We start from the raw sequence: 21,378 nt of genomic DNA, 5'->3' as shown, positions 1-21,378 counted from the left end.
GTTATGGGCGAGACAGCGAATACAAGTGTTTTGGGACGCATCGCTGCGGCGGGGCGGGATGTGCGTCAGGCGCGGGCCATGACGCTGCCCAAGGCGATGCGCCTGACCGTGGCCAAGGTGGCGGATGCGCTGATGGACCTGCCCATGGCGGTGATTGGTGCGGTCGTTGACAAAGCGTCTGGTGACCAGATCGAGGGCCAGTTTAACGATGATGCGCTTCTCATGCTGCTGGATGGACCGGACGGGCATGCGGGTGCTGCTGCATTTGATCCGGTTTTGGTTGGCGGTCTGATTCAGCAACAGACTATGGGCAGTGTCCAACCGGACAAGGGCAGCGCGCGAGCCATGACCCGTACCGATGCTGCGATCTGTGCGCCCCTGATTGATATGTTGTTCGAACGGATCGCGCCGGTGTTGGATGATCCGGACGACAGGACTTTGGTTGATGGTTACCGTTTTGGGGCCAAGGCCGAGGATGCACGCACGCTTGCCATGGCGCTTGATGCGCAGGAATACGCGCTTGTTCGACTGACCATCGACATTGCCCGGGGCGCGCGGCAGGGGGATGTCCTGTTTGTTCTGCCTTTGCCCGATCCGCTGGATCAAGTCCCGGGCGAGGATGCCCCTGAAGAGGCGTCAACCCAGTCGGCGATGACTGACACTGTTATGGCGCTGAACGCTGATCTGAAGATGGTTCTGTGCCATCTGAATCTGCCGCTTGGCGCATTGCAACGCATGAAGCCCGGCGATGAGCTGCCCTTGACCCCGGGCGCTTTTCCAAATGTGCAGATCGTCACCAGTACGGGGCGTATCGTGGGCCGGGGTATTGTTGGTCACGTGAATGGCGTGCGCGCCGTCAAGCCGCAGCGCAAGCCGAGCCATGCGTCGCAACCTTTGCGCCGTGCCTCTGACGAGCCGTTGGTGGACATGCCGGATGTCGAGGAAATCCAGGGGCCGGCACGGCGGGATGAAGACCCGAAAGTGGCCGCGCCCGAGATGGAGGCAGACGTGCCAATTGCCGTCTACACCCCTGATCCGGTCGCTGTCGATGTGCCTGCATCCATTGCCGATGAACAACCGGCGGCCGATGTAACGGAGAACCTGCCTGCTCTGACCGATTTGCCGGATCTTGATGATCTGCCGGATTTGGCTGACTTGCCGGACCTTGCGGATCTGCCCGATCTGGCTGCGGGCAACGGTTAGCCGTTTTTGTGCGCTGCGATGGCTTCGATCGTGGGCCGCAGCGCGTCGAGGTCGTAGCCCCCTTCGCGCGCTGTGCGCAGGATGTCGTCACACGACATGCGCCCGGCTTGGCCCAGACACCACACCACCGTCGACCGCGTGCCCGAGGCGCAATAGGCCAGAACGGGTGTGTCCGTGTCTTCGGCGAACGCCATGTGTTGGGCCACGTTGTCGGGCGTCATGGTCTGGTGCGTCAGGGGCAGGCGGTGAAAGGCGAGGCCGGCGGCCAGGGCTGCTGCCTCAAGCGCATCGGCCTGGAACGCTGGTGGGACTTCGATATCGGGCCGGTTGCAGATCACGGTTTTGATCCCGGCCGCCGCGATGTCCGGCATGTCCGCTGGGTCCAGTTGCGGGGCAACGAAGTAGGCGGGCGTGATCTGTCTGATATCCATGTGCTTGGTTTAGGCTGCGCATCGGCTGCTGTCCAGCCGAGCGCGGCGGGCAGGGCAGGAAGCGCGCGCAATCCCGTTCAGCTGTGCGCTAAGCTAGGAAAATCCCGACAATCACCAGCATCAGGCCAAGCACCGATACGAACAGCGCCCCGAGGTTCAGGGGCAACACACGCGACATGACGGCGCGCATCTCGGCGTCTTCCAGCCCAGCGGCGCGGGCGCGCCACACCTTGAGGATGCACCAGACAAGCCCGATCAGGCCCAGAACCGACAACGCGGCCCCGCCCCAAATGACACCGTCGAACACGGTAAAACTGCTTTGCTCTTCCATGCCTCGGGGCTATCCGAGGCCCAAGCGGATGACAAGAGATCATGCCCCTTGCGACACTGTGCCTGCGCGGCTATCCAGCAGGCTCAGCAAAGCCAAGGAGCGCGCAATGACCGACACTGCCACCAATGCCGAAAGCTACCGTGTCACGGCGGATGAGTTGCGTCAGTTCATCGAACGTTTCGAGCGTCTTGAAGCCGAAAAGAAGGATGTCGCGGAGCAGCAGAAGGAAGTGATGGCCGAGGCGAAGGCGCGCGGGTACGACACCAAGGTGATGCGCAAGGTCATCGCGCTGCGCAAGCGCGACAGTGATGACATCGCCGAAGAAGAAGCGGTGCTTGAGCTTTACAAAGAAGCGCTTGGCATGAGCTGAATGCTAGTCGTCGCCCGATGTGGCCGTCCGCGGCTGTTTCACATCATAGGCAAGGCGAGACAGCGGCAAAGCGTCCGTTTTCGCAACGATACCGATTTCGACCGGCGCGCCGGATGCCTTGTCCGACAAGGCCAGGGCGGATGTCCCATCACCTATATGCTTGTCGCCCCACTGCATCAGAGCCAGGATGACCGGCGTCAGGTCGCGCCCCTTCCGCGTGAGCACATAGGCATGTCGGGTGCGCGCCGACCCATCGCGGTAAGCCTTTTTTCGGGCCAGCCCGTTTTCAACCATCTGTGACAGGCGCGTGGACAGAACGGATTTCGGAATGCCGATGTCCGATTGAATATCTGCAAATCTGCCAACGCCGTACAGCAATTCGCGCAGGATCAGCCATGTCCAGCGATCCGGGAGTTCGCCGATGGCCAGCGCGGCACCGCATTCCTCCAGGGGAACAGGCGCCGCGCGTGTGAGGTCTTCATCTGGGTTTGACATTTGAACTCAGCCCTGTCAGCGTTCTGCCATCACACGGAGGATACTGTGGCATGGCAGCAGAAACCACAGCACAGCATAGTCAGACCGGTGGGTGCTATTGCGGCAAAGTCCGATATGCGATTACCGAGCGCCCTTTGGTCAAAGGTCAGTGTCATTGCCGGGCCTGCCAGTATATGGCAGGCGGCGCACCGCAATATTTCCTGCTTGTGCCACCCACCGGGTTTGCCTGGACCCGCGGTCGTCCGGCGTCGTACCAAAGGCAAGACGTTCCGAACTCAGTGACGCGACAGTTTTGCCCGGAATGCGGAACCCAACTGGTGACACGGCGGCAAGACAACCCGGCCATCGTGGTCAAGGTTGGCACACTGGATGACGCCAGTCGCTTTAGTCCTCGGGTGGCGATATGCCATGCACAGGCGCAGCCTTTTCACCATGTACCCGATGGCGTTCCGATCTTTGACGACCTGCCGCCGGGCTAGGGGGCCAGAAAGGTGATGCCCGGAATAGCCGCGACACGCGCCATGTCTTCCTCATAAAGGTCTGTCATGGTGTTGATCGTCTCTTCGGTCCAGCCGGGGGCGTTCAGCTCTTCCTCCATCTCTTCCTCGATCGCGAATTTGTCGAGAAAGGCGATGATCACCCGACGCTTTTGCGCCTCTGTCATCGTCGGATGCGTTTTCAGGTATGACCGGAAGCGTTGCATGCCTTCTTTCGACATGATCTCGGACAACAGATCAAAACCGCCGACGATCTTTTCGCCCTGCTTCAGACCGGCAAGGTCGCGGATAATCTGCGCCCAGATCATCGGCATATCTTCGAAGCACCATGTGGTGATGGTTACGTCGGGCGCTGCAGAGCGGATGGCCGCAAGCGTGTCGGACCAGCGGATGGCGTACGGGTCCGCGCCGCGCAAGAACGCATCCATGTCATCCTGAGGGGCCTGGTTGAACAAGGCAGGCAGAAAGGTTGCCGGATTGCGCATGGCCAGAAAAAGCTGGACCTGATCGTTGGCAAACAGCGACGACAAATGCGCGATCCGCTCGGGTGCGGCCTCATAAATAAAACCGTTGCGCACGCAGGCGCGCGGTGCTCCGAACAGGAACATGTGGCTCAGGATCATCCGGTCCGCGTTTTCTTCGTCAAGAATCAGATCCAGCAGAACATCCCGTGCATCCGGCGCAGGGGGCGCGTCCTGCAGCGCGGCCATGGTCTGTTTCAGTAGGCTGCGATACTTGCCCGGGCCGGGGACAGCGATTCCGCGTTTCGAAAAGTCTTCCTTGTTGCGCAGCAAGCAGCGCACCAGACGATCCTCCTCCGTAAAGTGTGCACCGGCGTGAAGGACAATTTGCATGCGGATCGACCTGAGGGAACTGTGAACGACACCAGCTAGATATACGGAAAACCGGTTGGGATAAAACCTCTGACCTGTTTGGAAAAACGATCTTGCCACCGCGATGCGCACAGAGTAGACGATGCGCCCAAGGCCCCTATAGCTCAGCTGGTAGAGCAACTGATTTGTAATCAGTAGGTCCGCGGTTCGAGTCCGTGTGGGGGCACCAAAACAGACTCCCTTACCATCAACTGCCCTTAACGCTTTGAATGGTAAGGCGATTTGGGCGGTTCTAGGTCCCTTATTCCGGTCATAGTGAATACGGTCTGCGAAGATCAGTTTGAGCACTGTTCTGCGTAGGGCTGTGTGACCTGTTTCCCAGATTTTCCAGGGGTTTGCGAGGAAAGTGAGCACTGGTTCTAGTTTTTCCTCATAGGTTCCCTTGGGTTCGGCCTGTTTTGCCAGTTGATCACCCAGAACGATCTTCTGTTTTTCAAGGGTAGTTATCTTGTCTTCATAGGTGCCGATCACGGCGGCGTTCGTTGATTCCATGATGCGCGATAACAGCGTTTCGATTTGCTTGTCCAAAGCATGGAGTTGGTCTTTGCCGGACTTGATTGCCTCTTGCGCTTGGGCGCGACGCTGATCCCAGGCATGGCGGAACATGGCCTTAGCGAGCGCAACGAGCTGTTGGGTGGGCTGCAGCGATTTGATCATCTCACCGATATCGCCCTCGATTTTGTCCCGCGCGATGGATTTACCGTAGCTTTCACAGTCCTTCGTTTGGCAAAGATAATAGGCGTAGTTCTTGGTGCGCCCTTTGGACCAGGATGAGCGCAGAGGTACGCCACAGTCCGCACAGCAAACCATGCCGCGAAGGGCAAAGTCATCACCAACATTCTTGCGCAGAGGCGCTTTGACGATCCCGTTCAGGCGCGTCTGGACCTTCTCGAAGGTCTCAACGCTGATAAGCGGCTCATGATGCCCTTTGAGCCAATCAATGCCGTAGTTTTCCGAGCAGATGTAGCCGGTGTAGAGCGGGTTCGTAAGCGTGTCTTTCACGCGCTGGCGGGTGATGTCGCCTTTGCTGTTGCGAGGGAAGGTTGGAAAGGTTTCAAAGAAGCGCTGGATTTCGGCCTGCGTTTGGAACCGGCCCATGGCATAGCCTTCGAAGGCATCGCGCACGACATCGGCCAGGGGTGCATCGGGGAAGAGCATCTTTCCCCGACCTCGAACCGTCTCATATTTGTACCCAACCGGCGCGGTATGAACCCAGTACCCAGATTGCATACGCGCCTTCATTTTCTGAGAGACCTGCCGCCCGTTTTGTTCGCGCTCTAACTGCCCCTGGGCGGCCATGATGGTTTCAATGAACTTGCCTTCTGGCGAGTTGTCGAAGTTGAAGTTCAAGCATTCCCGTCGCGCGCCCCGCGCATCCATTTCCCGCCGGAGTTTGATGTGGAACTCGACATCGCGAGCATAACGTTTGAGATCGTCGAAGATCACGACGAACTGCTCATCGGGATAGGCGTCCAGATACGCCAACAAAGACCGCATGCCAGGACGTTGGATAAAATCACCGCCGCCCGAGATCGTATCGGGGAAGACCATGGCAACCTCATAGCCTTTTGACTCAGCATGCTGACGACACCGCAATTCCTGGCTGTTGAGACCGTGGCCTTCGGATTCTTGCGATTTGGACGAGACGCGACAGTAGATAACGGCGCGTTGCGTTTCGCTATTCTTTCTCACGGGTCGCCTCCTCGTTATGCTTTTCTGATGCTTCTGAGGATAGCACAGCCGCCTCTAGCGCAGCTTTCAGATCAATGGTTTCTCCACAGGTTTCTGGGGTGGAATTGATGTCCCAACCAAGATCGACAAAGGCGAGGATGATAGACCACAGGGCTTCGATCAACTCGCGCTTTTGGGCATCGTTGGCGGCTTCATCTTCAAGGTAAGGTAGCCAGTCCATCCAGTTGAACTGGACGGTAGTTTGTTTTGTGTGGTGTTGCGGGGCGGTGTCTTTCATCTCTGCTCTTTCTGTTCTGTCTCCTTTGTTGTGTTCACGCGATCATCGGCGTGAACAAAAAAGGAACATATTAGGCATATTTTCCTAATTCGGGCAAGGATTTACTAGACTATCTTTGCGGAACTGACCTTTGCATCTGTGCCTGTTCGCGCTTGCGGGCAGCACGTGCGGCCTCGCGCACGGGCGTATGGTGCTTCTCCTCAAGTTCTTTGCCGTACTCGCGCAACGAAGGTCCATCGGCCCGTTCAAAGGCCTCGGCCATCATCTTCTTCGCGCCACTTTCCGTGATGCTGTGGGCACGCGCCATCGTTGTTCCAGCGATATCTGCGGTTTGATAGAATGGCATGGTCGGACCAGAGGCGATCATATCGCCGATGCTGCGGGCATGATGCAGGGCTTGCGGCTGGATAGTGTCGCGGATGGCGGCTTCTTTATTCAACAAGCCTTCTCGGGTTTTGTTCATGCTCTCCCCATAGCGAGCCGAGTAAATGTCGCGCAGGATGACTTCTGCGCGGTCTTTGTTGAACTTGCGGTCGGTCTCGAACGCAGTGGCATATTTGCCAAGTGTGGTGATGAAGCTTCCAGAACGATGGATTTCACGATTGATGATGCCAGCGATGTGCCAAGCCTCATCGAACTGACTGTCCGTCATACGACTTCCGGTAAAGCTATCCCGAGCGACTTGCCGCCTTGGATCGATGTATTGCTGTGTCATAAGATTCCTTTCATTGGCGTTGCATCCGGCGATCTTGCCCGTCGCGGCGATCATTCACGCGATTGAACTCATTGCTGGGCAGCTCCCGTGCTTGCTCGCGGGCGCGGATGTCTTGCTTGAGCTTGGCGTAGGCCAAACCTTCGTCTTCGCGGATTTTGATCAGGCGGGTTTCGTGGGCCTGCTCCACTCGACGGCGGGCCTCCGCATCGATGGTGGTTTTGTTGAAGCGGTCGGTGCCGAGAGGCGTCGGATGTTCAAACGTCTTCGATCCGGCCTCATTGATCAGTTCTTCGCGGGCCTTGGCGAGCAGGTCCGCCTTGTCGCGGTCAAAGGTATCCTTTTCCTGCTGTTCAGCGGCGCGGGCGTTGCGATCAATCTGCTTGAACCGTTCCCAGTCCGATGTGGTTTTGAGCGATGACATGAGGTTCTGCTTGGTGGCATCACGGAACAAGGTGGTGACGCCAAGATCGAGGGATGTGTGCATCTTTCAGACTGCTCCGCGCTCAAAATTTGCATTGGCAAAACGCGATGTGGCACACTGGTGCCATGGTTGTTTTCCAAGACATTCAGGATGTTGAAGAATGGCTGGAACCCTTGGACTACATCGCGTTCTGGGAGGCGGTTGCCCCCTATGGTGTCTTCAGCATCGCAGACCGCGATCACTGTGACGGGCTGATTTCCGGCGGAACGGTGGTGCAGGATTTAATCCTGGAGTGCATCAAAGCGATGGCCCGCAACAGCCTACGCGACGGCTTCGGGCTTAAACATCGCCCGCGTCATACACATGCGGATCAGGGTCTACGCTCGCTCCACTAGTTTAGGTGGAACAGCCGTACTATGGGGCAGCGCCCGACCTGGTCCGCGGTTTTTACCGTGTGCCATCCCCAGCCGTAGTAGGTGCAGGAGGTGTACTGGCGAGCCACAGTCGGGTTGTGAGCGTCACCATTGTCCAAGAACGTATAGCTGAACAGCAGATGCGGGCTGCCGAAGGTGTTGTGCGCGGCCACCGCAAGAAACGGCACTGCAATCCAAAGAAGCATCGCGGCCCATCTCATGAAGCGATCTCCACATTCGTCGTGAAGGTGATCCAGGGATCAGCAGCCAAGGTGCCACTCTCGATCCTGTTCATGCCCACCTCATGGCAAAACGGCGCGACATTCTGCATGCCCACCTTCCGCGCGAGAAGGAAGCCCAGCCCCTTCACATAGATCAGTTGCACATGGCTCGGCATGGCCAGCAATTCGGCGGGCGAGAGAATGCGCTGTTTGATCAGGCTGATATTGGTGTTGAGCTTGAGATCATCATTGCGGCCTAACGAAGTAGACACCGCATGTTCTTCACCCATCATATCACTGATCATCTGCGCTTCTTTGAGCGAACTCACTCCGTACCAGATTTGCACAACGGCATTATCTGCTATGGTTTCCGCCTCTTTTTCGCCGAAGCGACGGACAATCTCTGAGCGCGATTGTGCGATAATGTGAAGCTCAGCCCCAAATCCCCGCAAGGTCGTCAGCATCTCCACAAGGGATTGCAACGGACAGTTGGTGAACTCGTCTGCTATGATCCGCAGCGGTCCCGCATCGTTATAAAGCGCTTCGGCAAAGGCCAGCATATGCAGAGCATAGTAGACGCCGAGCCTATTCATATATGCCTGTGGGCCAATCAAGAAGATGACATAGCCTTCCCGGATCAATTGCTCGTGGGTGATGTTTGCATCCCGGCCCGCCATGTGCAGGCGGGTTCCCGGCGCAAAGACTTTCATAGCCCTTTGCGCCTCTTCGAGGTGCTGTGGCCAATGTTCATGCGACGCCATGGCGAGGATGCTTTGCGCCAGCCCCTTGAGATACGGATCGCCTTCTTCAGCTTCGATTTCGGCAAATTCCAACATCATCTTCTGATGGCTCAGCAACATACTGACGCCGCCAGGGATCACCTGATCAAGTTGACGCTTTGCGTAGAGGAGAATGCAGAACTCGATCAGATTACGAGGCCAGGCCCGGAAGTAGATGTTTTTGGCGTCACCGTCCGGCGGCTCTTTGATCGCGGCATTGGTGATGTTTTCCGTCGTAAAAATCATATCGCGGGGATCGCGCCGATAGGTGGAAACCGCCGCGCCGAACGGGTTGAGCGATATGCGATAGGCCTCCAGATCAGTCCAAACGCCCATATCGTCGACAACGGCAACCTTGCGGCCCATCTTGGCCAGCATTTCCGCAGCTTGGATCGCCATTTCGCCATTCTTGGAGTCCAAGCACAGAATAGCCTTATCGGGTTCAGATGCCGCAAAGGAATAGAGCCAAACCATGGCCCCGCAGGTGGTCTTGCCTGATCCGGCTGCGGCCAGCAGAAGACTATGCCCGGAGGGTGCCCAAAGCGGTTCGTTGGTCTCTAATGTGAAGCCAAGCAAGCGCTGGCCTGCCGCGTCTACCGCCTTTTTGACAAAGGGCCGCGACATGCGCGGCCCCTTTCCAAATGTTAGCCCAAAGGGAAAACTCATCGGATTATCCCCCTGTCTTTCAACGTATCGCGGACAGGTTTGGGATCGGATTTCGGCTTCGCCGCCTTGCCTATAGTCCGCCGCCAGGACCAATGACCCCAGACCAGACCAACCGCCTCAAAGCTGGTCCGAACGAACTGCACGCCGCCGCCGACCAGAAGGATGCCGCCAAACAGCCATAGCTGCCAGCTGGCGATGGATGCGTTGGTCCAACAGAACCACCCGGGTATCAGAAGAATGACGCTGCCCAGAAAGCGCATGTTAATCTGCCAGATGCGCTTCCACGGGATTTTGCCCGGATTGTTCATGACCGCACCTCGCCAGATGTGGTTTCCTTTTCACGGGCAAAGTCTCGTGCGTTCAGGATTTGCGGGCGCAAGCGGTTGAGATGCCTGTAGGTGCCGTAAACCGCATCCGCGATAGGAAGCCCGCGCAGATCACGGCTGATCAATTGCAAGCGCCCAACCATCACCCCGCCTAGGAGCGCCAAACCTCCGACAGCAGCTAGCGTGACCAACTCCCCAGCATATAAAATGTCGGCGAATGCCAACCCGAACAGGGTACAAAATCCGCCGATCATTAGCCCTGAAGACAGAAATGGCCGCCGAGCGGACACTGCGGTCACGCTGGCCAGGGCATAGCTATCATTATGGGTTTCAAGTGATGTGCCGGTGATGGTGATATAGCCTAAAATCATTGATCAGCCCTCCATCCCGCACGCAGGGTTCCGCAAGGCACGGAACAGCGCAGAATTGCGGTTTTCGACGGGTTCTGGCGTTGTTAAACGCCCGCTGGCCGCATAAAGCGCCAACGACATTCGCTCTTTTTCCACATAAACAGAGGTGGCGCAGGAGCAGGCATTTTCTGTCTCCGCGACCGCCCGGCGAATGCGGGCTTCTTCGGCTGCACGTGCACGGCGTTCTGCCTCACGCGCAGGCGCATTGACGTCTGGGATCATGTGGCAAAGCTGGTTTAGCTCCGGGTAGAACGTGCAGAGCATGTTTCCGAGGTCCGGCACCTCGGGAACGGCCTGTCTGGGCCTTCGTGTGGCTTCTATGTCAGCGCGGAGTTCGCTTTTGCAGACGGTCATCCAGTCCGAATTGGCGATCTCGCGCTTGGCGATGGTAGGTCCTGCAGCAAGAAGAGAGAAGGCTGCAAACCCCAAGGCTGCAAGGATGAATGTACCGCTCACAGGCAACGACGAAGAAACATCAGGAGACATCGGCTTTCCTTTCGATCAGTTAAATTGGCAATGCGTGAGGGCGATGATCCTGAGCGCGTCCGCGCTGAGGCCAAACCCGGTCAATGCGCTCTCATCTAACGATGAGAGAGCCGCCCATTCGGGCGGGCTTTCGGCGGATTTTGCGGCCAATTCGATCTGCTGATGCACAGCGCCGTCCGGCACGCTGACATAGCACCACTGGCTGGCCGGAATGCCATCCACCACGTCCCGGGCTGTCGCAAAGCGGATGCCTGTTTGAACCAGCAATCCTTTGCCCGCGATGGGCTTGGTGCGGAAAAAGGTGAAGTCTGACGCGGCTTCCAGCGCCTCCTCAAACCGGTTCACCGTTTCGCAGGCGTCTACGTCCCGCCCAGGCGGGCACCAGCCCTGCGCTGACCACTCTGAAGTGAAGGCTGCGCGGAACCGCTCCAGACGGTCACGAAGGGCGTAAGGGTCGCTGTCCCAGGCTACGACGCACACCACGACCGCAAGGCAGAGAAGGCCTGCTAGCGACAATACAATCCCCCGCACAAGGCGGGGGATTGCGTTTCGGCACTGAGGCCCGTTCATGACGATGTCTCATTCGCGCGGGCTTCATTTTCCGCCATCTCCATTTCGCGAACATGACCCCAGTAGGTCATGAGGTATAGCGACAGGGGCAGAACCAGTTCTCCGACGATCACGATGGCGGCGATAGCCAAGAAGGCGGGTATGTAGCGCAGGACATCTGCCATGCCTGGGCGATCCGGCATTTCCGGCAGCACCAGCTCCTCACTCGGCAGATCGTTCAGCTGATCCAGCAGTCCAGTGCCCAGGTCTCGCAGATAAGCACTCAAAGCACGCGAGCCCGCCGGATCACTCGGAACACTTGCGCCCGCCCGCAGATCGTCAGCCAGCTCATTGACGAGGCCGATGGGCAAGGCTTGATCCAAGGCTACGGCCACCTGCCCAATTTGCGCATGGATGCCCTGCATTGCCGCACGGCGGTCACTGATAGGGCGGTCGGTGTCACCCAGAACTTCAAGGAATTCCGCGTGTAGCTGGTTCAATTCTTCCAGCCGCTGGTCCCGCACCAAGGTTCCTTGCTGCAGGGCTTCCGCGACGACCAGGACTTGTCCGGCCTTTGCATCCAACGCCCGACTTACGGGACCATTCCCGCCGTTGCCATTGCCAGAAAGGCTGGAACTGGCGCGTTCACCGGCTGCCGTCTGAGTGATGTCAGCCGCCAGGGTCTCAACCGCAGGGGCGATCTGCTGTGCGCCAACGGCCACTTCATGCGTGAAGCCGATATAGGCCCCGATCTCCTGCCCGAACGCCTGATAGGTTTTGACTTCAACGGAGCCAATGATGAGGCCGGTGAGCGCTCCAAGCGCCGTGCCAAACCCCGTCAGCATGATACCGAGAATGGCGGCAAGCCCGGCCATCCTGAAGTTCTGTGCGTGCAATTTCGCCAGACGATCAACGGCGAACTTGTTAACGCCATAGGCCGCACCCGCTGCGGCAAAGCCGACGAGCAAGTATTTCAAACTCGCCGCTGGCCCTGTCTCTTCGCCCATTGCAAAGAGTGCGAGCGGCACAAGTATTAGACTTGTAAGAAAGATTGCCAAAAGCGCGAAGTCCGCCAGTGTCATGCCTGGGCCGGTTTCGTGGCGGTACACCGTGGCAGGCGCTATTGCAGCGCTAACCCCGTTGTTTTGGTTTACGTTTGGTTCGCTCATCTCCGAGCCTCCTGTGCTGAATGAAAGTCACGAGGCCCGTTGTGAAAGAAAGAGGCCGATCTCCCGGGCGGGAGATCGGCGGATTTGTGGAGGAGGTGGCCGACAATTCATTGGCCACCTGTCTTGAGCTATTCGGCAATAATCTGGGTGAAGATCTTCGCTGCCACGGCAATCCAAAAAAGACGCGGTAAGTTCTCAACACTCACCCGCCGCTGCGAAGTTTGCCCTTGCTTAGCTCGCATGTGATTGACACAGCGGCGTGGGCTTTGGCCAAAGGCCTCCTCAAGCCTGATCAAGGGCACAAGCGGCTCCAAGAATACCGGCTTGTCGTTAACATCATAGATGATCAGTTCGCCGGTAAACTCCGCTCGCTCGATATCTAAAATCCCCCCGCTAGCCGTGGCAAGCTCCCCGCCATTATCCAGCCAGTCCTGCACAAGATTTTGAACCGCATCGAAGCACATCATGTCGGTCTCGCCGAGGTTCAACATGAATTCCGTGAGCTCTTGTTCTTTATGCGGGTCGCGTAGGTCTGCAGCCCGAGGGCCGTAAACGATATTCGTATTCATTGGGTTTCCTCACCAAAGAAGTTGATTGGTTCGGAACGCGTTCCTTAGGCTTCGAGAGATGTGCCGACGTTCTCGAAATCTCAGGAACCAATGTGCCCGAGAGCGTCATGTATTCGAGTTGTATTTCGAGGTGGTTTTTGTGGAACCAATTGAAACATAACAGTTATTTATTGACGAATGGGGTCGTATTGGACTATTCTGAAGCGTGGATCACAACGATGAACATGGAGAATGGCAGGAATATAGGGTCAAGGCGCGATACCTTCCCGGCACGAGTGCCGTAGTCGAAGAGCGCTGGTACGATGCTTCCCTTGAAGACGCTCTTGGTCGCAGTCATGCACCAGCGGTTCTTGTTTGGGACTCTGACACCCTTAATCTAATTCGAGAAGAACACTGGATGATGGGCATGCTTCAAAGCCCGCGGTCCGATGAGATTCCAGCCATCACCGAGTACGATCCCATCAATGGAAGCCCCACAAAGCGTGTCTGGATGACGCACCACGAAAAGCACCGGGCAGAAAACCTTCCTGCGGTGGAATTCCTGAAAGACGGAAAACCTGTTCGTCATGAGTATTGGGTGCGTGGTCAATTGACGCGGGAAGACGGTGGGCCACCGGTTGTCAATTTTGACCCAATCAACGGAGAAGTGATAAGCACCTCTGACAAGATGGATCGTGGATCTCAAGTCATTCCGCGACCCAAACCTTCACTTTTCCGCCCAGGGTAGGTTTACACAACAGCTAAGATCACCTTGGATGAACTCCGGCTTTAGTTGGGGTAGCCATGGCAAAACTCGTTACACAGTTTGAATTCGAAAAGCTGTTTGAAGGCAAGGAAGTCAGACCGCAGGTGGCAGATCAGGTCACGAGGTTTATCGAATCCAAGGAATTTAAGGGCGACCGGCATTCAAAGGAAACAAAAGTTGCCTCCGTGTTGAGGCAAGTCGAAGTCAAGCGATACGCGTCCCCCAAAAACACCGGCAGGGAAAAAACGAACAGCATTAAATCGTTCGCAGATATGCACGTCAATTGGGGAAGGCGCAACAGAGCCACAGGAAAATCCGACCCCAAGGGCAGTAGGGACTTCGCTCTTGGGGCGCTCTACTACTTCTTTCGGGATGTGAAGAACCCGGATTATTTTCTCTCAATCATCAAAGAACTTTGGAAACCTCGAGACTATGACTTTCGAAGGCTCTATTTCGCTAAGTTTTCAATAGAACAGCCTTGGGACGAGTTCGCAGTTGTCAGTACGCGGTTCTCAATGCCAAGCCTTGATATTCGAGAAGGATTCGACAGGATTTGGTCTGGCGAGCCGTTAGCGCCAACGGAACAGGTTCTGTTGGGAAAGTTCAACTTGCTTCTCGGGTTTGATGAAGATGTTCGCATCAGAGAGCTGCAGTCCAAACCTTCCCAAGAACTGTACGGAGACAAATCCCCGAATGTTTTTGCCGCATTGAATTGGCGCGCAAAGCTGTCGAAGCTCTATGGTCGAGACAAGCAAGTGCAGAGACTGCTTGATTGGGCCACTGACGGGGACATGCATCCCAAAACCATGCTCGTCAGCGGTCCCGGCGGTGTGGGAAAGTCTCGCTTGGCTGGCGATGTCGTGGAGATTTTGAAAAACAAACTGGGATGGGCTGCCGGCGAATTGCCGATCGAGTTGGCGGAAGGCGATGTCTTGGATGGCAGGGGCAACGGTGTTGCTGTTGTCGTTGACTACCCAGAAGAAGATTTTGAGATGGTGGAGCGGCTGATTAGGGCCTGCCAGAATGCACAAACATATCCATGTCCGGTCCGAATTATTCTGGCCTCACGCGATAATCTGACTGCCTGGAAGAAACGGCTGGCCATGGAAGATCTTGGGAACATTGAAGAGGTGCCGCTTGAGTTCAAGCCGTACCTCAACAAGAGAGACGGACTGGCTCTCTCCAAAGAAGTTGCGGAGACTTTTGCCAAGGAAGTCAGAAAATCCGTTCCAAAATTGGTTGGGGTGGCCGAGTGGCGTGAACTGAACCCTATCCATTCACTACCGCTGTTTTTGGTAGCAGCATCGATCCACGCCGTTTTGGACCCGAAGAATGCCTTCGCGTTGTCGGGGAAGGAGTTGCTGCTTAAGCTTGCTCAAATCGAAATGAAGCGCGTGTTTTGGTATTCGAGGAACGTTCTTAAGGACGAAGCGGGCCTGCAAAAACTACTGGCGCTCTCCCTGCTGACGCTTAATGGTCTTTCGAAGAAAACAATATATGAGCTAGGTCAAGCCGGGCTCTGCGCCGAGAAATCCGGGGACACCTTGCTGGAAGCGGTCCAGAAAACGCCCTACTGGACCAAAAGAACTGAACAAGTTCCAGGTCACTTGATGCGCTTGCAGCCAGATCGGCCTGCTGCGGCATTTTTCTACCTTGCTCTTGGTATGGACGACGAACCATCTCCTGCATTGCCGCGCTGGTTTGCACAAACCGTTGCTCAAGAAGGCGACGAGATTTCTCACACACTTTCAAGAATTTCTTTTGATATTGCTCAAATCGACACGAAGGCCAGCGTTGATGTCGAACAGACCGCAATAAGAATGCTCGACAGCTCTCCAAGCCTGGTGGTCAAATTCGGAGCGTTAACACACAAGATTCCGCCCGTATTTTCTGCAGGCTTTACTGCAGAGATTTGTGAACGCTGGCTGCGCTTTTACGACGAAGGGGAGCAACGCGGAAGTCTTTTGTACAATCTCTCTTTGAGGCAGTCGGATCTCGGGCAGCTCAATGAAGCGCTTGCAAGCGGTGATGAGGCCGAGAAGATATTCCGCCGCCTCGCTAGATCGGACCGAGGCCGGTTTCAAAAGAAGCACGGTATGTCGCTGCAGAATTTGGCCTTTTTGTGCGGCAAGGTTCAAAACGAGGAAAAAGCCCTAGCTTCAGCGACGGAAGCAGAAAAGATTGGCCGTAGTCTCGTTCAAGAAAATCGGGAATCTTTTTATCCTGAGTTCGCCAATTGGCTAACAAATATCGCGAGTGTACTCTCCGATTTTGGTCAGCATGACGACGCGCTTGTTCGCTTAGTGGAAGCGATAGAGATACTTCAAGAGTTGCCAGAGGAAAGACGCGAAGAAAGCAAACAGCAATTGGCTGCCTCATATAACAATTACGCAAATAGGCTGAACGCCATAGGCCGAATTGACGAAGCATTGGTTCCATCAACGAAAGCTGTTGAGATTTTCGCTGAACTCGCGACCAGTCAGCCAGATGCTTTCCAGCCAGCCTATGCTCTATTACTTGGCAATCTTTCAAACAAGCTCATGCGACTTGAGAGATACCTTGAAGCGTTGGAGCACGCTCAAAAAGCAGCTGAGATAACCAAGATGTTAGCTGACGCGCGTCCTCAAGCATTCTCATTCAATCTTGTACACGCCTTGATTTCATTGGCGCAGTGTTTCCAGAAGCTCGACAGGAACACGGAAGCGTTGTCCAAAATCGAAGAAGCGGTTTCCACTTCTAGAGACCTGGCAGCGACACAGCCTGATGCATTCGAACCAATCCTGGCTTTATGCCTTTCAGTTAAAGCCAGCATCTTTCTTCAAGACGGTCAGTTTATTGATGCTGTCGAAAATTCACGTGAAGCAATTGAACGTCTCACCCCACACTTTAACCGAAATCCCGAGAAGCATCGAGCCGAGGTGTTTCAGGCTGGTCGTTGCTATTGGGAGGCTTGTAAATTGTCGGAGACCGAGGTCGATCCAGAGGTAATCGGACCAATTAACAAAAAACTTGATGATCGAGATATTCAGAACTTGAAGCAGAGAGGATTTCTGTAACTCGGATTGTTCTAGGGTGCCTTGGTCGGATGCCTGCAGGAGGCACCGAATCTGGCCTCAGGGGACTTAGGCGAGCTTTGTGCTCAAGCACCTCAAGTCGGTTCACTTTGAACCACAGCTTGTCAAAAAGTAGCATTGAAAAGGCTAAGGCAAGCTGTGTCCCGTAATACGTGACTACTTGCAAAGGGGGATTTTTGTGCCCCCGTTTGATCCCCCAGGTCCTTGGGAGTGCGCGGCCCAGAGCCGAAGTCCACCAATGTTGCTTTTGCCGCATTGCAGCTTTCGCAAAGCGGTCATCCGTGATCCACTTAGTGTTTGAAAGCCTAAACCCGCTTCAAACTCAGATCCAAGGCAGATGTCGTACAAGGATATGTGGAATGACAGTCCCAAAGGTAGACTATTCCAAAATAGATGATGTCTCTGAAGACGCCAGTCGCCTGTTTAAAGTTATGATGCGTCTAGAATTCGCCCTCAAAGACGTGGGATTTTTTGTTCCAGGTCGAAGGGCAGTAGCAGAGGTGGATTGGGTTCGTTTCGCTAACGATCAACTTGGTGCCGATTTCTGGCAGAGGATCCAACGTGTAGACGAAGTTCAGGTGCTCTTACAAGCCCCTCCCAGGAAGCAAATTGTTGATGAAAGTGGTCACTTGATCTGGCGGGATCGTGGTGCGGTTGTATCCGTTCAAGAACTGATCGCCGCACTAAACGGGGTCCGGAACAACCTCTTTCACGGAGGAAAGAGCGGCGATCCTGATGGCAATCGTAACGCAGAACTAATCTCGGCAGCGCTCTATTTGGTTGATCAATTGCTTAAGGAGGATGATGTCCTTCACACCAGCTTTAGCGGAGCCTACTGATGTATGCTCGGCCCATTTCGGTCCTCCGACCCAGTTTTTCCATGCTGCATTTGCATCCCGCATTGCCGACATTCGCTCCAGCTGCAAAATCCGAGTGTTCTGGGTAACCAATGGTTTCGAACAAAGGTCGACAGCCCCAGCTCGCAACAGTGAGGAGTCAAGCTACGAGTCAGCTTGTCAGAGCTAAGGTGTTCGACCCAAAACAGCGGCATCTTCTATGATAGACGTTATGTCCTTTACTTTTGCAAGATTGATCCGGACGGTTGCCATCATACCCTTCCCTCTCAGGTACTCGATCATCGGACGATGAGGATCAAACCCGCGCGCTACTGTCTTCAGAGGCTTTACGCTACCATTCTCCAATTCGAAATCCAAGCAACGCCCCGCCCAAGACGACCAGCGAGCTCGCCTAGAGCCAACCTATTTGTCAACCGGCGATGTTCATAAATGTAAAACTATGCGTGTTCTGTATGCTAGCTCTCGGAGGCTAACCTTCAGGCGTGAGGGAATCGATCAGCGTAAGACGTTTGTCCCACTAGCGAGTAGATGCTTGTGCAATGTCGAGTGTGAATTAAAATGATGCAAAAATAGGACGAATAATGGAAATTTGGGCAGGTGCGCTTTCTGTAATTTTGGCAGGCTTGGGGGTTTTTTTTGGACAGGCCGGCGAGCGGAATCGCGTTACAAGGGTGGGCTATGCAATCTTAGTACTTATCCTAATTTCCGGTACTGTTGATACAGTGGCTACAACACTGAATAAACGGAGTGCTGAGAAAGAAGCCGAAGGCATGAGAACCGCGATAGAACTCGCCAATCGCCAGATTGTGATTCAGAATATTGATTTAGATCGGCCCTTCTACGATGTATCGGTATGGGCGGGATTTGAAATCTGGGGTAGAGAAAATAGCCCAAGCGTCGTTGATGTTTCTGACTTGAGTTTCGAGCCGGCATACGTTGCGCCCTTCTGGCCTAAACAAAGTGATGGTGATGAGGTAGCCAAGATCGAGATAAGAATTGGAGAGAGCACTAACCGGGGTTTCACTCTAGTTCAAACCGAGGAAGGAATTTTGGTGACCCAATCCATCGGTCTTGGCGAGGGAGCAGAAAGGTTTTCGTACATTTACGGCATGGACAGCTGTACAGCAGTTGAAGAAGGTCAAGAGTGTTCGTTCACTTACAGTGGAGGCCGGGCAGCCTACCAGGAAGGAATTGACCTCGGTTCAGCGGGCGCAAGTTTTGATGTTTCATCTCAGATCAGTGCAGGCAGAACAATATCCGATTTACTCACACAAGGGGTTGTCATGAATATTCGAATTCCTGATGCTTATAAACACCTTGCATGGTGGCAGTTAGGTAAGCGAAACCGGCTTACTCGACTGTGGGTCGAAGAATTGGATGTAGGAATCTCATTGAGACAAGCTAGAAATATTTCTCAGGAAAAAACTACGCCTAATGAAAGCTGCTTAGTCACATTTTCGATTGACCTCCATCCAAGCGATCCATGGACGCAACATACTGGTAAACGTTTGAATATGTTTCAAAGATGGAAGACCCGTCATGGTTTTGGGTTGTTTGAGGATGACTTGTGGCTGTCATACTTTCCTGAAGGGGTGATTTCTCAGCAGATTTGTCCCGGTTATCCGTAGAATGGTAGGAGTTCTGTTTATGCTACTTCAAAGAAAATGTCAGTTTCCGGCCCGAAGCCGACCTCCAAATGTTGATCGCGTCGCTGCGATGCGCCCGTAAGAGCAGCCGTTCGCTGCAAGCGCAAAATCCAAGCTGCGGCCAACTCACATATCGCGGACGAAGCTGACATCCAACGGTCTTCTGCGAATGGCGGTGTGCGGTTGAGAGACACCAACCCACTACATACATTACCACTGCAGACAGAGTGAAGCGTCACTTGCCATGACCCAAGACTTGCCAAAACAGAAATGTAGAATCGCGACTGCGACAGATGTTTCGTTTCTGGCTCGCGTGACCTACGAAGCCACCTTGCCGCCACTGGGCAAGTCTTTCTGGGACAATCTGCTGCAAGGAACAGAAACGGAAACTCACGAATTCCTTCAGGTTATGCTTCAAAACCAGGCGTCAAACTGGGGTAACGTACAGGATTTCATCGTTCTTGAGGCAGAAGGTGAACCAGCAGCAGCGTGCGCTGTGTTCAGGCCAGGTCTGACCCCAGGCAGTGAGACTCCATTTGATCTTTCACGCTTGGAGAATGTGGCGTCATCACTCGCGTGGTCGCAGGAAACAGCTATGATGTTTCGAAGGACGTTCGAGACCGCTTGGGGTGACGGCGACGCGATCTTATTGAAGCCGCAAGCCGATCTAATCATAGAGAATTTTTCAGTTGTTCCAGATCATCGTGGGAAGGGGCTCGGCACGAACCTGATCAAGGCCGCTTTTGATCGGGGTCGTCACCTAGATGCTCAGAGCATCGGGCTTATGGTGATCCACGGCAATGACGCAGCGCAAGCTCTGTATGAAAAACACTTTGAACCCTACCTCACATTTCACGCGGCATACTTCGATCACACTATTCCAGGTGTGACCAAGTACAAGAAAGACCTATGATCGGTGGTCGGCGACGCGTCTTTAGAGGTCTGAAAGCAGTCATTCGTTTGCAGCGCAGCATGTGATAGTTTGGGCTCGCCGCTGACCTTCGTTGCATCCAGTTCCAAGGTCATCCCCCAGCCCCAAGCGGACGTTGGCCACATCATTCCAATGTGACTTGGTACTTCAAAAGATGTAGCGGAACGCGGCTATACATTCGAAAATCAAAACGGTCGCGCCCAGAGCCAACATGAAACTTCCGCAGATGCGCTTACGCCAGCTTGGCCGTGGGTGGTCATTGGCAACGAACAGGTGCGCGTCTTTTGGTTTCATGAGTACCCTCTCTCTGATGACTGCAAAGGCCAACCCCGACACCAAGCACAGAACAATCCCTCGCTCTGTGATGCGAGATATCCAAGTCTGCTAGCAAAACCTCGTGCTTTGCCGCAGTCAGAGCCGTGTTCAACTGAGTTTCCAGATGAGCCAGGTTGTGCTTCTTGGCATAGTTTTTAAGATCCTCACATACCTCAATAATCCAGTCGTGTTTTTGCATTTCCGAATCCTTGGCTTGCCTACACATCAAGCAAAAGGAGATTTGGTTAACCGTTGGTAAAGCCGTACGGAGCCCGTCCAAGGTTTGGTCTCAACGATGAGCGCAAAGACACAGCAGGATGTGAATTTGACAGACTGCCAATCATCCGCTCGTCGCTGCATCTGGATGCGCGCAACACATCCAGAAGTGCAGCATGCGTTTGGCTGAAACCTGCGCGACGCGCTTCTTCAGCGGCTATCATGACCTTTGTTTCGAAGCATTCTGTTGTAGGCATTCAGTTTACCTCCATAAATGATGGGTAAACTTCTGCTTCGCATAGTTAATGACCTCTTAACGTGAAGGTAACGTCCTGTAACACGGGCGAGAGTTTGCCTATCTGACGTCATCATACGCTCTGCTAGGGCCGGAAGCAGCCCAAACCGGACATTCACCCAGCACGATCACCGATCGACTTGTGTGATAAGAAGTTCAGATGGATCAATTGGATTGACGAAGACTGCCATACCATAGCCATCGCCATAGCACCCATGCTGCGACTGAAGCACAAACAGCAAGCATGGAATATTTGACAATGAGATACGCCCAGAAAGCCGTGGTGCTAACAGAGGTCCATTCGCCTGGCTGATCTCGCAGCTTCATCAGATGCTGACTGCCTTCTACTTTGTAGTCAACAACCACGCCACCGATCCATAAATGCA

26 protein-coding genes and 1 tRNA gene are annotated in these 21,378 nt (G+C 54.7%); 12 read left to right on the top strand and 15 right to left on the bottom strand.

The features are described from left to right. The first annotated feature begins 3 nt into the window (after positions 1-3). Complete coding sequence (locus RA29_RS04075; protein WP_039683140.1) at positions 4-1,203, top strand: FliM/FliN family flagellar motor switch protein; 1,200 nt, start codon at positions 4-6, stop codon at positions 1,201-1,203. Here RA29_RS04075 and RA29_RS04070 read toward each other — a convergent pair. Beyond that, entirely contained in the window at positions 1,200-1,634 is a 435-nt protein-coding gene (locus RA29_RS04070; protein ID WP_039683139.1) for a TIGR01244 family sulfur transferase, read from the bottom strand. The genes RA29_RS04075 and RA29_RS04070 overlap by 4 nt on opposite strands. An 88-nt stretch (positions 1,635-1,722) precedes the next feature. After that, on the bottom strand, positions 1,723-1,965 hold the full coding sequence (locus tag RA29_RS04065) for a hypothetical protein (protein ID WP_193743457.1): 243 nt from the start codon (positions 1,963-1,965) through the stop codon (positions 1,723-1,725). 106 nt (positions 1,966-2,071) lie between these two features. On the opposite strand from RA29_RS04065, the gene RA29_RS04060 reads away from it, so the two are divergent. Continuing rightward, positions 2,072-2,335 carry a DUF2312 domain-containing protein gene (locus tag RA29_RS04060; RefSeq protein WP_039683137.1) on the top strand — a complete coding sequence of 88 codons (264 nt, stop codon included), beginning with the start codon at positions 2,072-2,074 and terminating at the stop codon, positions 2,333-2,335. Between the two features lie 3 nt (positions 2,336-2,338). Here the strand turns inward: RA29_RS04060 and RA29_RS04055 are convergent, their stop codons facing one another. Then, entirely contained in the window at positions 2,339-2,830 is a 492-nt protein-coding gene (locus RA29_RS04055; RefSeq protein WP_039683135.1) for a helix-turn-helix domain-containing protein, read from the bottom strand. Positions 2,831-2,880: 50 nt separating this feature from the next. Between RA29_RS04055 and RA29_RS04050 the strand changes: the two genes are divergently transcribed. After that, positions 2,881-3,309, top strand: a complete 429-nt coding sequence (locus RA29_RS04050; protein ID WP_039683133.1) for a GFA family protein — start codon at positions 2,881-2,883, stop codon at positions 3,307-3,309. Here the strand turns inward: RA29_RS04050 and RA29_RS23135 are convergent. After that, positions 3,306-4,181 carry a hypothetical protein gene (locus RA29_RS23135; RefSeq protein WP_039683935.1) on the bottom strand — a complete coding sequence of 292 codons (876 nt, stop codon included), beginning with the start codon at positions 4,179-4,181 and terminating at the stop codon, positions 3,306-3,308. The two genes, RA29_RS04050 and RA29_RS23135, sit on opposite strands and share 4 nt — an antisense overlap. Positions 4,182-4,313: 132 nt before the next feature. Between RA29_RS23135 and RA29_RS04040 the strand changes: the two genes are divergently transcribed. From RA29_RS04040 to RA29_RS23520, 3 genes are all read left to right on the top strand, one after another. Further along, a tRNA-Thr gene (locus RA29_RS04040) sits at positions 4,314-4,389 on the top strand. Positions 4,390-5,138: 749 nt separating this feature from the next. After that, positions 5,139-5,501 (top strand): hypothetical protein, encoded by a 363-nt coding sequence (locus RA29_RS04030; protein WP_039683129.1) that lies wholly within the window; start codon positions 5,139-5,141, stop codon positions 5,499-5,501. A 117-nt stretch (positions 5,502-5,618) separates the two neighbouring features. After that, positions 5,619-5,792, top strand: coding sequence for a hypothetical protein (locus RA29_RS23520; protein ID WP_241462542.1), 174 nt, complete (start codon positions 5,619-5,621; stop codon positions 5,790-5,792). 106 nt (positions 5,793-5,898) lie between these two features. On the opposite strand, the gene RA29_RS04025 is transcribed toward RA29_RS23520, so the two are convergent. The 3 genes from RA29_RS04025 to RA29_RS04015 form a co-directional block, all read right to left on the bottom strand. Beyond that, the gene (locus RA29_RS04025) at positions 5,899-6,189 is read right to left on the bottom strand and encodes a hypothetical protein (RefSeq protein WP_152612925.1); all 291 of its coding nucleotides are present in this window, start codon (positions 6,187-6,189) and stop codon (positions 5,899-5,901) included. A 109-nt stretch (positions 6,190-6,298) separates the two neighbouring features. Next, on the bottom strand, positions 6,299-6,958 hold the full coding sequence (locus RA29_RS04020) for a hypothetical protein (protein WP_152612924.1): 660 nt from the start codon (positions 6,956-6,958) through the stop codon (positions 6,299-6,301). Continuing rightward, positions 6,915-7,388, bottom strand: coding sequence for a hypothetical protein (locus RA29_RS04015; protein WP_039683123.1), 474 nt, complete (start codon positions 7,386-7,388; stop codon positions 6,915-6,917). Before RA29_RS04015 ends, RA29_RS04020 begins: the two co-directional genes overlap by 44 nt. A gap of 62 nt (positions 7,389-7,450) precedes the next feature. Here RA29_RS04015 and RA29_RS04010 point away from each other — a divergent pair, with 62 nt between their 5' ends. Continuing rightward, positions 7,451-7,720, top strand: a complete 270-nt coding sequence (locus tag RA29_RS04010) for a hypothetical protein (protein WP_152612923.1) — start codon at positions 7,451-7,453, stop codon at positions 7,718-7,720. On the opposite strand, the gene RA29_RS04005 is transcribed toward RA29_RS04010, so the two are convergent. The 8 genes from RA29_RS04005 to RA29_RS03970 all read right to left on the bottom strand — a co-directional run bounded on the left by RA29_RS04005 (position 7,717) and on the right by RA29_RS03970 (position 12,913). Beyond that, positions 7,717-7,959: a hypothetical protein gene (locus RA29_RS04005; protein WP_039683119.1), complete on the bottom strand. Its 243-nt coding sequence runs from the start codon at positions 7,957-7,959 to the stop codon at positions 7,717-7,719. The two genes, RA29_RS04010 and RA29_RS04005, sit on opposite strands and share 4 nt — an antisense overlap. After that, entirely contained in the window at positions 7,956-9,362 is a 1,407-nt protein-coding gene (locus RA29_RS04000) for a TraM recognition domain-containing protein (protein WP_052249455.1), read from the bottom strand. Before RA29_RS04000 ends, RA29_RS04005 begins: the two co-directional genes overlap by 4 nt. Before the next feature lie 38 nt (positions 9,363-9,400). Then, complete coding sequence (locus RA29_RS03995; RefSeq protein WP_039683117.1) at positions 9,401-9,712, bottom strand: hypothetical protein; 312 nt, start codon at positions 9,710-9,712, stop codon at positions 9,401-9,403. Further along, positions 9,709-10,101 (bottom strand): hypothetical protein, encoded by a 393-nt coding sequence (locus RA29_RS03990; RefSeq protein ID WP_152612921.1) that lies wholly within the window; start codon positions 10,099-10,101, stop codon positions 9,709-9,711. The genes RA29_RS03995 and RA29_RS03990 overlap by 4 nt, the downstream gene beginning before the upstream one ends. A gap of 3 nt (positions 10,102-10,104) precedes the next feature. After that, positions 10,105-10,626, bottom strand: coding sequence for a hypothetical protein (locus RA29_RS03985; RefSeq protein WP_152612920.1), 522 nt, complete (start codon positions 10,624-10,626; stop codon positions 10,105-10,107). 15 nt (positions 10,627-10,641) lie between these two features. After that, positions 10,642-11,196, bottom strand: a complete 555-nt coding sequence (locus RA29_RS03980) for a hypothetical protein (protein WP_152612919.1) — start codon at positions 11,194-11,196, stop codon at positions 10,642-10,644. Next, on the bottom strand, positions 11,193-12,344 hold the full coding sequence (locus RA29_RS03975) for a hypothetical protein (protein WP_039683109.1): 1,152 nt from the start codon (positions 12,342-12,344) through the stop codon (positions 11,193-11,195). Before RA29_RS03975 ends, RA29_RS03980 begins: the two co-directional genes overlap by 4 nt. A 128-nt stretch (positions 12,345-12,472) precedes the next feature. Beyond that, complete coding sequence (locus RA29_RS03970) at positions 12,473-12,913, bottom strand: hypothetical protein (protein ID WP_039683107.1); 441 nt, start codon at positions 12,911-12,913, stop codon at positions 12,473-12,475. A gap of 205 nt (positions 12,914-13,118) precedes the next feature. On the opposite strand from RA29_RS03970, the gene RA29_RS22730 reads away from it, so the two are divergent. The 5 genes from RA29_RS22730 to RA29_RS03950 all read left to right on the top strand — a co-directional run bounded on the left by RA29_RS22730 (position 13,119) and on the right by RA29_RS03950 (position 20,148). After that, the gene (locus RA29_RS22730) at positions 13,119-13,640 is read left to right on the top strand and encodes a hypothetical protein (protein ID WP_152612918.1); all 522 of its coding nucleotides are present in this window, start codon (positions 13,119-13,121) and stop codon (positions 13,638-13,640) included. Positions 13,641-13,696: 56 nt separating this feature from the next. After that, positions 13,697-16,714 carry a tetratricopeptide repeat protein gene (locus RA29_RS03960; RefSeq protein WP_039683103.1) on the top strand — a complete coding sequence of 1,006 codons (3,018 nt, stop codon included), beginning with the start codon at positions 13,697-13,699 and terminating at the stop codon, positions 16,712-16,714. 377 nt (positions 16,715-17,091) lie between these two features. Next, positions 17,092-17,571, top strand: a complete 480-nt coding sequence (locus RA29_RS03955) for a hypothetical protein (protein WP_039683101.1) — start codon at positions 17,092-17,094, stop codon at positions 17,569-17,571. A 599-nt stretch (positions 17,572-18,170) separates the two neighbouring features. Continuing rightward, on the top strand, positions 18,171-19,217 hold the full coding sequence (locus RA29_RS22725; RefSeq protein ID WP_152612917.1) for a hypothetical protein: 1,047 nt from the start codon (positions 18,171-18,173) through the stop codon (positions 19,215-19,217). A 262-nt stretch (positions 19,218-19,479) separates the two neighbouring features. Beyond that, the gene (locus RA29_RS03950; RefSeq protein ID WP_039683100.1) at positions 19,480-20,148 is read left to right on the top strand and encodes a GNAT family N-acetyltransferase; all 669 of its coding nucleotides are present in this window, start codon (positions 19,480-19,482) and stop codon (positions 20,146-20,148) included. Positions 20,149-21,378: the final 1,230 nt, after the last annotated feature.

It is taken from the genome of Tateyamaria sp. ANG-S1 (genome assembly GCF_000814025.1).
Taxonomy (GTDB): Bacteria; Pseudomonadota; Alphaproteobacteria; order Rhodobacterales; family Rhodobacteraceae; genus Tateyamaria.
This window is presented reverse-complemented; position numbering and strand designations above follow the sequence as displayed.